Below are 12,724 nucleotides of genomic sequence, written 5' to 3' on the forward strand. Positions count from 1 at the left end.
CATGGCGGACGAGCGGGCCCGACACTTCCGTCGGCTGCGCCGGTTGCGGCGCTCCGCGCGCCGCTGGAGCGTCCTGGCCGGCGGGCTGGGCGGTGCCGCGGCGGTGCTGACCCCGTACGCCGGGCTCGGCCTGCCGGACGCGGCCTGGGCCGGCGCCGCGGGCAGCGCCGTCGCGATCGCCGCGTGGCGCTGGGTCGACCTGCGGGCCCTCGCCGCGGTGCCGGCGCCGCCGGCGCTCGACCCGGCCGAGGCCGCCGCCCGCTCCCGCGCCCGGCTGGTCGCCGCCGTGGAGCGGCTGCCCATCGGCCCGGGCGTCCTCGCCGAGGTGCGCCGGGTCCGGTCCCGCCTGGCGTTGCGCGGCACCACGGCCTCCCGGGCGTGGGCCCGCCTGGACCGGGCGTCGCTCACCCTGGCCGGGCTGGCCGGCCGGCTCACCGGGCCGGCCGAGCCGGCGGTCCGCGAGGCCGCCGAGGCCGACCGCTCGCTGCGTGACCTGGCCACCCGGGTGGCCGGCGTGGAACGGGCCCTCAACCTCGCCCCCCACGGGCCGCTGGCCCAGGTGCATGCCACCCTGACCGCCCAGCTCGAAGACGGGGTGGCCGCGTACGAGCGGCTGGTGGTGGCCGCCGCCGGCTACGTGGCGGAGGACGCCCGCCCGACCACCGAGCACCCGGCCGCCGCCCGGCTCACCGAGGCCACCGACCTCCTGCACGGTGTGGCGTCGGCGCTGGCCGAACTCCGCACCCCCGGCGCCCCCCTCCGCGCCCCCTGAGCTCCGGCTCAGTCCGGGGTGGTGACGGGGACGGGAGCGGTCCAGCCGGAGGTGCCGACCACGTTGTACGCGCGGATCCGGTAGTGGTAGGTGACGCCCCGGGCCAGCCCGGTGTTGGTGAACCCCCGGCCGGTGACGGTGAAGCTCTCCACCCCGCGGCCGAACGCCGGGTCGGTGGCCCGCTGCACGACGAAGCCGGAGCCCGGGCCGGTGGGGGTGCCGGCCGACCAGTTGAGGATCACCGTGGCGGTGTCCGGGGCGGGCGTGGTGGCGGTGGCGGTCACCGCGGTCGGCGCCACCGGCCGGGGCGGGGTGGTCACGGTGGCCACCGTGGACCAGGGTGACGCCGCGCCCAGGTAGGTGGTGCGGACCCGGTAGTAGTACGTGGTGTCCGGGGCGACCGCCGGGTCGACGTGGACGTCCCCGACCACGATCGCCGTGGTTCCGGGCCCGCTGGTGAAGGTCGGGTTGGTCGCCCGCTGCACGTCCACCCCCGTGGCGAACGACCGGTTGGCCCAGCGCAGCGCGACCCGCAGCGGCGCGGCCGGCGGCACCGCCGCGGTCAGCCTCGTCGGCGAGGTGAGCTGCACCGCGGCCGGGATGCTGTTCGACCAGGCCGAGCAGCTGACGGTGTTCTCCGCCCGGATCCGGTAGTGGTAGGTGACCCCGGGCGTCACGGTCGCGTCGGTGTACCGGGTGGCGGTGGCGGCCACGGTGATCTCGGTCAGCCCGGTGGTGAAGCTCGCGTCGGTGGCCCGTTGCAGCAGGTGGCTGGTGGCGGGCGGGCGGCTGCCGTTGCCGGTCCAGGCCAGCGCGATGGCCGGCAGCGCGGTGGCCGACCCGGGTGCCGGGGTGGCGGTCAGCCCGGTCGGTGCCTTGGGCGCGACCCGCAGCACCAGCGGCCGGCTCATGCCCTGGTCGCGCAGCCCCGCCGCCCGGGTCTGCCAGCGGTACTCCCAGCCCAGGTTGGCCAGTTGGTTGACCACGGTCGCCGGCCGTCCGTCGACCGGGCTCACCGGGCTGGCGTCGAGCCGTACGCCGGCCGGCCGGGCCGGGTCGAGCAGCCGTACGCTGTCGCCGATCTTGAACGGCAGGCTGGGCGGGACCGGGCGCAGCGCCACGATCACGTCCTCCCGCGGGTTGACCCGGACGGTCTCCTTCCAGCCCAGCTCGTCCGGGTCGGGCGGGCGGATCGTGCCGTCCCAGCCGACCCGGTTGACCAGTTGCAGGTCGCAGCCCTCGACGTGCACCGGGTGGGTACGCGGCGCGTCGCCCACGATCCGCCAGAGCTGGGTGCCGTCGGTCGGCCCGCCGACCGGTGCGGTGGGGTCGGTCGCGTACAGCACCTCGGTGGCCGGGTCCACCGGCCCGAGCGGCAGGGTGCCCGGGGTGACCGGGCCGGCGAGTGGATGGCCGACGCCGAGCCGGCCCACCGCGCGGCCGTGCCGGGGCTCGAAGACCTGCCCGACCGACTTCACGAGGAGCGGCAGGGTCACCGGGGCGACCGCCCCGGCCGGGGTGAAGGTGACCGACGTGGCACGCGCCGGCACCATGGTCTCCCGGGGCGTACGGGTGCCGAAGGCCGCGTCGTAGGCCGGCTGCGGCACGATCGGCGGCCGTTGGCTCTCCGCGTACGCGCCGGGGAGGCGGGCGGCCAGCCGATCCCGGTCGTACGGCGCGGCCGGTGTGCCGGCCACCCGGAACTGGAGCAGGGTGCGGGTGTTCGGGCCGTACCCGGGCCGGGCGGCGGGCTGCCCGCCGGTCGCGGTGCGATCCGGGGCGTCGGTGTGGTGGTCGTAGCGGGGGTCGAACCGGGGCAGCGGGGCCGGGCAGTCGTTGTAGAGGATCAGGGTGCTGCCCGGCGGGACGGTGGCGAAGTCCACCACCACGTCGGCCCGTTCGCCGGGGGCGAGCAGCAGGGTGTGCCCGTCCACGTTGAGCACGGTTGGGTCCTGCCGGTCGTACCGGAAGCCGACCGGCTGGTTGGTCAGCACGACCGGCGCGGGCAGCAGCCCGCACTCGTTGCCGATCCGGATCAGCTCGGGGCCGGCGGCCCGCGGGTCGGGCACCCCGCCCTCGCGTCCGTCGGTGGGCCAGTGCGCGGGGCGGCCCGCCGCGCGGACCGCCTCCACCATCGGCACCTCGCCGGCCTCCGGCTCGGCCGGCTCGCCGTCGTCGGTCCACATCGGCTCGTCCGCGCAGGCCCGGTAGAGCTGGAGGTTCAGGCTGCGGTCCGCGCAGGCGTTGAGGATGCGGAACCGGTACGCCTGCGGCGCCACCTCCAGGTACGGGTAGGCGACCCCGTTGACCAGCGGCGTGTCCCCGTACGCCTCGGGCACCGCCGACGGGTGCGGGACGCCCGGCGCGAAGGGTGGCTCGTCCGGCTCCGCGACCGGGTCGTGGTGCGGGTTCGGCACCGGGGCCACCCACGGGCTGGCCCCGCCGTCCGGGTCGTGCGTCCACGGGCCGTAGTCCCAGCGGCCGGTGGGGTTGCCGCCGGTGCTCCGGTACGGGTTCTGCCGCGGCTGGTAGACGTGCGGGTGCCAGAGGCTGCCCTTGGCCCCCCAGCGCTCCCGGTCCCAGGTCGGGTCCTGCGCGGCGAGCTGGGCGTCGTCCGGCACGAAGGTCTTGTCCTGGATGACCAGCGGGAGCTGGTCGGCGGGGAGCACCCCCTCCTCGACCAGCCGTTCCTCCGCCGGGTCGGTGAGCAGATACAGCGTGAGCTGTCCGGAGTAGACGGTGAGCCGGGACAGGCCGAGGGTGTTGTCGTGCAGCCACATCAGCCGGCCGCTCTGGTCGTTCGGGAAGTACAGCGTGGTGGCCCCGGCGCCCGGCGGCGGCATGTCCGGCACCGGTGTGACCCCCACCCCGGTCGGGTACGGGGTGATCTCGCCGGCCGGGGTGACCCACTGCCAGGGGTTGCCGGCGCTGATCCAGGCGGTCTGCGCCCCGGCCAGGTGCGGCACCGCCCGGTTCTGCGGGTACGGCGCCGGACCGTCCAGCGGCCCGACGCCGGCCCCGTCGAGGGTCTCGTCGACCGGCAGGAAGAGTTCGCCGGCCCGTCCGGTGGGGAGTTGGTTGATGAACTTGATCCGGACCGGCCGCCCCTGCCGCGCCATGATCACCGGTCCGAGGTGCCAGGGCCGGTCGGGCGGGCTGACCGTGTTGTGCCCGGCGGGGTCGGTGCCCAGGTTGAGCTGGCGGTAGCCGCGCAGCCGGGTGGCCGGCAGGTCCCGGTGCAGTCGCTGGGTGTACTCCTGCAGCCCGATCTCGTAGTAGTCGCAGCCCGGCCAGGTGATGGTGTCGGGCACCGCCACCGGCAGCCGCGTCCCGAGCCCGGGGGTGCCCAGCGGGCCGGGCACCGGCAGCGCGTCGACGAACTTGCGGATGCCGGTCCCCGGCACCGGTCGTCCGTCGCTGTCCAGGGCCGGCAGCGGCGACCCGGCGAAGTTGGGCACCGGGCCGAAGCAGCGGGGCACGGCCGCCGGGTCCAGGCTGGTCGGCGTCGGGGTCGGCCCGGTTTCGTCCGCCGCCGCCCGGGCGGCGGGCACCGTCGGCGCGTGGTCCTCGGCGGTCCGGGCGGCGCGGTCCGCCCAGCCCGGCCGGAATCTGCGGAACAGGGCCATGGCTCTCCCCGGGATCGGGGCGCGCCGGCCACCACCCCGGCGTGGCGGGCGTACGCGCTGCTGACGATCGGTGAGCACTCCACCGCAGCATGCGACGCCGGTTGGCGGGGAGGGAAGTACCCAATCGTCCGTATCTCGGGGGGATCTTGCCGGTTCGTGGAAGTTCCACGGAACCGGACGGTGTCAGGGGCGTTCCGGCTGGCAGGTCGGGCACCAGTAGGTGACCCGGTCGCCCAGCTCCTCCTTACGGATGGCGGTGCCGCAGCGCCGGCACGGCTGGGCGCGGCGGCCGTACACGTAGCTGGTCTGCCCTCGGTGCAGGGAGCCGGTGGTGCTCTGCGTCCAGCGCCCCCGGTTCGCGGCCAGCAGCCGCTGGGCGAGGCTGACCGTGCCGGCCAGGTCGGGCACCGCGCGGACCGGGGTCCACGGGGAGAGGCCGCGCAGGAAGAGCACCTCGCACTTGTAGAGGTTGCCCACCCCGGCCAGGTTGCGCTGGTCCAGGAGCGCCTCGCCGATGGTCTCGTCCGGGTGCGCGGCCAGCCGGCGGACCGCCTCGTCCGGGTCCCAGTCCGGCCCGAGCAGGTCCGGCCCGAGCTCGCCGACCAGCGACGCCTCCTCGGCGGTCGGGACCAGGGCCAGCTCGTGCAGGTGGTAGCCGACCGCGACCGCCCCGGGGGAGCGGAGCACCGCCCGGATCAGGTGCGCCGGCCGGGCGGCCCACCGCTCGCCCGGGGCGTACGCCCGCCAGGCGCCGTCCATCCGCAGGTGCGAGTGCAACGTCCAGTCCCGCCCGGACCCGGTCGCGCCGGCGGGCTTGCCCGGCGGTGCGGCGGCCGCCGACCCGGCGGCGGCTACCCGCGGTGCGGCGGTCTCGGGCGATGCGGCGGCCGCCGGCCCGGCGGTGGCCGCGCGCGGTGCGGCGGCCTTGGACGCGGCGGCGGCCCGGGGCGGCATCGCGGCCCCCGGCGGGGCGGTGAGCCGGAGCAGCAGGTGCTTGCCCCGGCTGGCCGACTCGCGGACGGTCCAGCCGGTGAGGTCGGTCGTGGCGAGCTGCGGCACCCGGAAGTCGGACCCGGTCAGCCGGGCGCCGGCCAGGGCGCGCTGCAGGACGCGGGCGGTGTTCCACACGGTGTCGCCTTCGGGCACCCGTCCATCCTCCCTCACCCGCGACATGCCCGGGTATCCCGACAAACGCCCCGTCGGAGCGTTCGTGGGATCAGTCGGCGTCGGGTGCGCGGACGGTGAGCAGGTCGCCGGGGGCGAGGGCGAGCAGGTCGGCGGCCCGGCCACCGTTGACGGCCACCGCGACCAGGCCGGCCGAGTCGACGAAGAGCACCAGCTCACCGGCGGGCGCGTCACCGAAGGTCCGCCCGCGTACGGCCGGCTGGCCGGCGACGAGCGGTGCCGGCCCGACCTCGTCGAGCAGCGCCGGTTCGGCGGCGAGCTGCACGTTGCCGAAATGGTCCACGGTGAGCACCTCGGCGGTGAACCCACCGGCCTCCCGGCGCAGCACCGGCGCCGGCAGCCGGACCAGCGTCGCCGGGTCCACCGCCGGGCCGGCGTCGGCCGGTGACCCGCCGCCGGCCAGCCGCGCCGCCACGGGGGCGAAGACGTCCCGGCCGTGGAAGGTGCGGGACACCTCGGGCGCCAGCCAGCCCGGATCGGTCAGCTCCACCGCCGAGGTGACGCCGCCGAGCGCGGCGGCGGCCGGCAGCAGCAGCCCGTTGTCCGGCCCCACCAGCAGCCCGCCGGGGGTGACCAGGGCGATTCCGCGGCGCGCGGTGCCCACGCCCGGGTCGACCACTCCGACGTGGACGGCGTACGGCAGGTGCGGCACGGTCTGGGCGAGCACCGCGGCGCCCCGCCGGACGTCCCCCGGCGGCACCAGATGGGTCACGTCGATCACCCGGACCGTCGGGGCGAGCCGGGCGATCACCCCGTGGCAGGCCGCCACGAAACCGTCGGTCAGCCCGTAGTCGGTGGTCAGCGAGATCCAGGCGGTCGGGGCCATGCCGGAAGGCTAGCGGGTGGCCGTGGGCCACGGACCGGCATCCGTGATGGACCGACCGGCCGGTGCCGGCCCCTCCCGCCGTTCGGCAGACTGCCAAGGTGACGAACCGTCTTCGCCTGCTGTCGACCGCCGCCACCGTCCTCATCGCACTCGGCCTCACCGCCTGCGGCGAGGACTCCGCCGATCAGGACGGCGGCACCTGGGCGGACGGCCGGTCCCCGGCGCCGGCCACCAGTGCGGCCGCGCCGACCGAGGCACCGGGCGGCGCCGCGGCGGCACGCCCGACGGGCCGGCCGACGGAGAGCGCGTCCACCCCGCCGTTCACCATGCCGACCAAGGCCGCCGGCACGCCGTCCGCCCGCAGCGTGGTCGACGCGTTCAAGGCGGCCGGCCTCGCGGTGCCGAACATCCGGGACCGGTCCCGGGAGTGCGGGCCGGACGGCGTCGGCATCGGCTGCGCCCAACTGGTCGCCACGGACGCCGTCTCGGTGTACGTCTTCCCGGACGAGGCGACCGCCAGCAATCAGACCGAGATCTGGGGGAACGACGCGTACCGCAAGGGCGCGGTGGTGCTCAACTACCTCGGCACGAAGACCTCCGCGACCGAGCGGAAGCGCTACGACGCGGTGCTCGCCAAGCTCGCCTGAGCCGGGGTCAGCCGGCGCTCCAGCCGCAGCTCGTCGTGGAGCGGAATGCCGTCCTCCCCGATCCGGGGGATGGTCGGCTTCCGCTCGCGGGCCCGGTCCACCGCGCCGGCGTCCACCGCCACGATGCGCAGCCCGCGACGCTGGTAGAAGCGGAGCGCGGCCAGATTGTCGTTGGTGGTCACCAACCACAACCGCGCCGCCCCGGCGGCCACCGCGACCGCCTCGGCAGCGGCCAGCAGGGCGCTGCCGACGCCCAGGCCCGGGCTGGTGGCGACCAGGCTGACCACCTCCAGCCCGTCGTCGGCGAGCCGGTGCACCAGCGCCCCGGCCAGGTCGCCCGCGCCGTCCACCGCCACCAGCGTGGGTAGCTCCCGCAGGTCGTAGCGGGTGTCGTGGACCACCACGTACGGGCCGCCCCACTCCCGGTCGTGCAGCGCCGCCACGTCCTCGCGGTCGCGCGACTCCGCGGGGCGTACCTGGATCCCGGCCATCGGACCGTCCCCCTCCTCCTCGGCCGGGCACACCCTAGCCGCCGCGGCCCGCCCGCTCCGCGCGGTTTTCGGGCAAGCCGGCCGCCGCCCGATCGGCCTCGCCCCAGGACCGGGCGAGTGCCAACAGCTCGCGCCGACGCCCCCGCGCCCGCTTTCCATGCCGGCTCCCCGCCCCCCCCTCGCGCCCCCCGCCGGCTCTCCGTGCCGGCCCTCCGCGTCCCCCCTCCGCGTCATCCATCGTTCCGTCGCGCGTCCATCTGGCAGGACGCTTGTCCGGGTGGTAGGACAGCTCGGAGATCTTGGTAGGAATCGGCCCCTATAGGGGCCATTTCCGTCCAAGATCTCCCGGCGCCCGTGCCCGTGCCCGTGCCCGTGCCCGTGCCCGTGCCCGTGCCCGGCGCGGGGCGCGGGGGCGGGGGCGGGGTGCGGGGTGTACGGGGTGTGGCACGAGGTGGCCGGGCGGGGTGCGGGTATGGGATGTCGCACGAGGTGGGCTGGGCCCAGCGGGGTGAGGCGTGAGCGGTGCGGCGGCGAGGTGGGGTCAGCCGCGGAAGCGGAGGCCGCGGGGGGTGGCGCGGAAGCCGGCGGCGGTCAGCGCGTCGCGCAGCGGCGAGGAGTGCACCGCCTCGCCGTCGGCGCGCTCCACCGAGATCGCGCCGAGCGCCCCGGAGTGGACCGCGTCCGCGAGCGCCTTGCCGGCGGCGGCGAGGGCATCGGGGTCGTCGGTGAAGGAGAGGATGGTCCGCCCGCCCCGTTCCACGTAGAGCACCAGGTCCCCGCCGACCAGCACGACCAGCGCGCCGGCCTTGCGCCCGGCCCGGTGGCCGGTGGCTGGGGCCGTGCCGTCGCCCGAGTCGACCACCCGTTCCGGCCAGGGCAGCGCCGCGCCGTACGGGTTGGCCGGGTCGGTGGCGGCGAGCACCAGGGTCGGCCCGCCCCGCCCCCGACTCTCGTCGGACGGCTCGGCCAGGGCGCGCAGCCGGTCGACCGCGCCGGGCACCGCGAACTGGGCCGCGCCCAGCCCCTCGACGAAGTAGCCGCGCCGGGCCGCCCCGCGTTCCTCGAGTGCGGACAGCACCGGGTAGACGGCGGCGAAGCCGCCGGTCACCTGCTCGGCGATGACCGCGCCCCGGGTGACCACGCCGTGCCGCTCCAGCAGCAGATCGGCGAGGGCGGTGGCCCGCCGGGTCGGGTCGAGGTCGCGCTCGGGCAGCCGGGACCAACGCCCGGCCACGGTGGGCGGACCGCCGCGGCTGGGCAGCGCGACGCGGCCGGGCCGGCGGTAGCGGGTCCGCGGCGCGGCGGGCCGGGCGCGGTGGGCGCCGCCCCCGCCGAGCACCGCCCGCAGCGGGGCGAGGGTGTCGTTGGTCAGGTGCCCGGCCCAGACCAGGTCCCAGATCGCGGCTGCCAGGGCGGTGTCGTCGCCTGACCCGACCCGGTCGGAGAGGGAGCGGAAGAAGAGCGCCTGCCCGTCGCCGAGCGCGTCCAGCACGGCCTCGTGCAGCGGGGTCAGCGCCAGCGCCTCGTCCGGCGGCGGCAGCAGCAGCGGGGCGGCGTCCGCGTACGCCAGGGTGACCCAGCCGTCCCCGCCGGAGATCGCCCCGGAGCCGGCCCAGACCACCTCACCGCTGGCGCACAGCTCGTCGAGCTGGGCGGGGGAGTAGTCGGCCACCCGGGCCGGCAGCACCAGCCGTTCCAGCGCGGACGCGGGCACCGGGACGCCCTGCAACTGCTCGAGGGTGGCGGCGAGGGCCTCCACGCCCCGGGCCGTCGAGCCGACCTGCTGCCACCGGGGCAGGAACCCGGCGAGCGTCCGCGGCGGCACCGGCTCGATCTCCCGGCGCAGCGCGGCCAGGGAACGGCGGCGCAGCAGGCGCAGCACCTCGGCGTCGCACCACTGCGTGCCGACGCTGTCCGGGGCGAACTCGCCGGAGACCACCCGGCCGCTGCCGGCGAGCCGGCGCAGCGCCTGCTCGACGACGTACACCCCGAGCCCGAACCGGGCGGCGCAGGTGGCCGCCGCGAACGGGCCGTGGGTGCGGGCGTACCGGGCGACCAGGTCGCCGAGGGGGTCGGCGACCGGCGCCAGGTAGGCCTCGGCCACCCCGACCGGCAGCGCCACGCCCAGCGCGTCGCGCAGCCGGGCCGCGTCCTCCACGACCACCCAGCGCTCCTCGCCGGCGATCCGGACCCGCAGCACCCGGCGGGCCGCCTCCAGCTCGGTCAGCCACGCCCCCGGCACGCCCCGCTCGGCCAGCTCCGGCTCGCTCAGGTCACCGACCACCCGGAGCAGCTCGACCACGTCCTCGGCGTCGCGCGGGCGGCGCTGCTCGGTACGCCAGCGCAGCTGACGCTCGGTCTCGGCGAGCACCGCCGGGTCGAGCAGCTCCCGCAGGTCGACCCGGCCGAGCAGCTCGCCGAGCAGGGCCGAGTCGAGGGCGAGCGCGGCGGCCCGGCGCTCGGCCAGCGGTGCGTCGCCCTCGTAGAGGAACGCGCCGACGTACCCGAAGAGCAGCGAGCGGGCGAACGGCGACGGGCGTTCGGACTCGACCTCGACCAGGCGGACCTTGCGGGCGGCCAGGTCGCGCATCAGCTCGGCGAGGGCCGGCTGGTCGAAGACGTCCTGGAGGCATTCCCGGGCGGCCTCCAGGGTGACCGGGAAGTCGGCGTACTCGCGGGCCACGTCGAGGAGCTGGGCGGCGCGCTGGCGCTGCTGCCAGAGCGGCTGCCGGCGGCGCGGGTCGCGGCGGGGCAGCAGCAGGGAGCGGGCCGCGCACTCGCGGAACCGGGCGGCGAAGAGCGCGGAGGTGCCGACGGACTCCTCGACGAGCTGGGCGATCTCGTCGGGCTCGAAGACCACCACGTCGGCGCCGGGCGGCTCGTCGGCGGTGTCCGGCAGCCGGACCACGATGCCGTCGTCGGAGGGCATGACCTGGGCGTCCACGCCGTAGCGCTCGGCGAGGCGACGGCCGATGGCGAGCGCCCACGGGCCGTTGACCCGGGCGCCGAGCACGGAGTGCACGGCCAGCCGCCAGTCGCCCAGCTCGTCGCGGAACCGCTCGACCACCACCGTCCGGTCGTCCGGCAGCGAGCGGGTGGCCGCCTTCTGCTCGCGCAGGTAGGCCATCAGGTTGCCGGCGGCCCAGTCGTCCAGCCCGCCGGCCCGCAGCGCGGCGACGGCGTCGTCGTCGCCCTGGCGCAGCAGCGCCCGGACCCGGGCGCCGATGGCCCGGCCCAGCTCGACCGGCCGGCCGAGCTGGTCGCCCTTCCAGAACGGCATCCGGGCGGCCTGGCCGGGGGCGGGGGAGACCAGCACCCGGTCGGGGGTGATCTCCTCGATCCGCCAGGAGGACGAGCCGAGCAGGAACACGTCGCCCACCCGGGACTCGTAGACCATCTCCTCGTCCAGCTCGCCGACCCGGGCGGCGCGCTCGGCGCCGGCCAGGAAGACGCCGAACAGTCCCCGGTCGGGGATGGTGCCGCCGCTGGTGACCGCGAGCCGTTGCGCGCCGGGCCGGCCGGTGAGCACGTCGGTGGCCCGGTCCCAGACCAGCCGGGGGCGCAGCTCGGCGAAGGCGGTCGACGGGTAGCGCCCGGAGAGCATGTCGAGCACCGCGTGCAGCGCCGAGTCGGGCAGCTCGGCGAAGGGGGCGGCCCGGCGGACCAGCACCGCGAGGTCGCCGAGCCGCCACGGCTCCAGGGCCACCATCGCGACGATCTGCTGGGCCAGCACGTCGAGGGGGTTGCGCGGGTAGTGCAGCTCCTCGATGGCGCCGTCGGCCATCCGTTCCGCGACCACCGTGCAGGAGAGCAGGTCGCCGCGGTGCTTGGGGAAGACCACGCCCCGGGAGACCGCCCCGACCTGGTGCCCGGCCCGCCCGACGCGTTGCAGGCCGGCGGCGACGCTCGGCGGGGCCTCGATCTGCACCACCAGGTCGACCGCGCCCATGTCGATGCCGAGCTCCAGGCTGGAGGTGGCGACCACGGCGGGGAGCTGCCCCGACTTCAGCGCCTCCTCGATGTGCTTGCGCTCCTCGCGGGAGACGCTGCCGTGGTGGGCCCGGGCGATCACCGGGGCCGCGCCGGTCGCCGCCCCGGACTGCGCCATGATCTCGGCCGGCTGGCGCGGCGCGCGCAACGGCCCGACCGGGCCTGCCCACGCGTCCGGGCCGTCCGCGGGCGGGACCGCCGCGGCCAGTTCCTCGGCGGCCAGCTCGTTGAGGCGGGCGCAGAGCCGTTCGGCGCTGCGCCGTGAGTTGGTGAAGACGATGGTCGACCGGTGCGACCGGATCAGCGAGAAGACCCGCTCCTCGACGGCCGGCCAGATCGACGCCCGGCGCGGGCCGATGCCGCCGAGATCGTCCTCCGGTGGCTCCTGCTCGTCGAGGCGGGTCATGTCCTCCACCGGCACCTGGACGCTGACCTCGATGGTCTTGCTGCTGGCCGGCTGCACCACGTCGACCGGGCGGGCGCCGCCGAGGAACCGGGCGCAGACGTCGATCGGCCGGACGGTGGCCGACAGCCCGATCCGCTGGGCCGGCGTCTCCAGCAGCGCGTCGAGGCGTTCCAGGGAGAGGGCGAGGTGGGCGCCGCGCTTGGTGCCGGCGACCGCGTGCACCTCGTCGACGATCACCGTGCGCACCCCGCGCAGCGAGTCCCGGGCGGCGGAGGTGAGCAGCAGGAAGAGCGACTCGGGTGTGGTGATGAGGATGTCCGGTGGGGTACGCGCGAAGGCCCGCCGCTCGTCGGCCGGGGTGTCGCCGGTGCGCATGCCGACGGTGATGTCCGGCGGGGTGAGCCCGAGCCGGGTCGCGGCCTGGCGGATGCCGGCGAGCGGGGCGCGCAGGTTGCGCTCCACGTCGACGGCGAGCGCCTTGAGCGGGCTGACGTAGAGGACCCGGCAACGCTGCCGGGCCTCGGCCGGCGGCGGCTCCTTGGCCAGCCGGTCCAGCGACCAGAGGAACGCCGCCAGGGTCTTGCCGGAGCCGGTCGGGGCGACGACCAGGGCGTTGCGCCCGGCGGAGACGGACCGCCAGGCCCCGGCCTGGGCGGCGGTGGGGGCGGCGAAGGCGGCGCCGAACCACTCCCGGGTCGCCGGGCCGAAATCCGCCAGCACGGCGCTCCCGCCGGTCACCTCGTTCGCCACGCCTTCCATCCTGCCTCGCCGATGTGACATT

General features: G+C 77.0%; 7 protein-coding genes. 2 read left to right on the plus strand and 5 right to left on the minus strand.

Annotation, left to right across the window (positions count from 1 at the left end):
• Nucleotide 1 precedes the first annotated feature (1 nt).
• The gene (locus ACGFI9_RS13315) at nucleotides 2–772 is read left to right on the plus strand and encodes a hypothetical protein (protein WP_393178207.1); all 771 of its coding nucleotides are present in this window, start codon (nucleotides 2–4) and stop codon (nucleotides 770–772) included.
• Nucleotides 773–780: 8 nt separating this feature from the next.
• On the opposite strand, the gene ACGFI9_RS13320 is transcribed toward ACGFI9_RS13315, so the two are convergent.
• The 3 genes from ACGFI9_RS13320 to ACGFI9_RS13330 all read right to left on the minus strand — a co-directional run bounded on the left by ACGFI9_RS13320 (nucleotide 781) and on the right by ACGFI9_RS13330 (nucleotide 6,409).
• Nucleotides 781–4,398, minus strand: a complete 3,618-nt coding sequence (locus ACGFI9_RS13320) for a fibronectin type III domain-containing protein (protein WP_393178208.1) — start codon at nucleotides 4,396–4,398, stop codon at nucleotides 781–783.
• Between the two features lie 183 nt (nucleotides 4,399–4,581).
• Nucleotides 4,582–5,544 (minus strand): zinc finger domain-containing protein, encoded by a 963-nt coding sequence (locus ACGFI9_RS13325; protein ID WP_393178209.1) that lies wholly within the window; start codon nucleotides 5,542–5,544, stop codon nucleotides 4,582–4,584.
• A gap of 70 nt (nucleotides 5,545–5,614) precedes the next feature.
• Nucleotides 5,615–6,409, minus strand: a complete 795-nt coding sequence (locus tag ACGFI9_RS13330) for an S-adenosyl-l-methionine hydroxide adenosyltransferase family protein (protein WP_393178210.1) — start codon at nucleotides 6,407–6,409, stop codon at nucleotides 5,615–5,617.
• Nucleotides 6,410–6,507: 98 nt separating this feature from the next.
• Between ACGFI9_RS13330 and ACGFI9_RS13335 the strand changes: the two genes are divergently transcribed.
• Complete coding sequence (locus tag ACGFI9_RS13335; RefSeq protein ID WP_393178211.1) at nucleotides 6,508–7,056, plus strand: hypothetical protein; 549 nt, start codon at nucleotides 6,508–6,510, stop codon at nucleotides 7,054–7,056.
• Here the strand turns inward: ACGFI9_RS13335 and ACGFI9_RS13340 are convergent.
• Entirely contained in the window at nucleotides 7,026–7,547 is a 522-nt protein-coding gene (locus tag ACGFI9_RS13340) for a GNAT family N-acetyltransferase (RefSeq protein WP_393178212.1), read from the minus strand. The genes ACGFI9_RS13335 and ACGFI9_RS13340 overlap by 31 nt on opposite strands.
• Before the next feature lie 541 nt (nucleotides 7,548–8,088).
• Entirely contained in the window at nucleotides 8,089–12,702 is a 4,614-nt protein-coding gene (locus tag ACGFI9_RS13345; protein WP_393178213.1) for an ATP-dependent helicase, read from the minus strand.
• Nucleotides 12,703–12,724 lie beyond the last annotated feature (22 nt).

This window comes from Micromonospora sp. NPDC048930, assembly GCF_043197935.1.
Lineage (GTDB): Bacteria > Actinomycetota > Actinomycetes > Mycobacteriales > Micromonosporaceae > Micromonospora.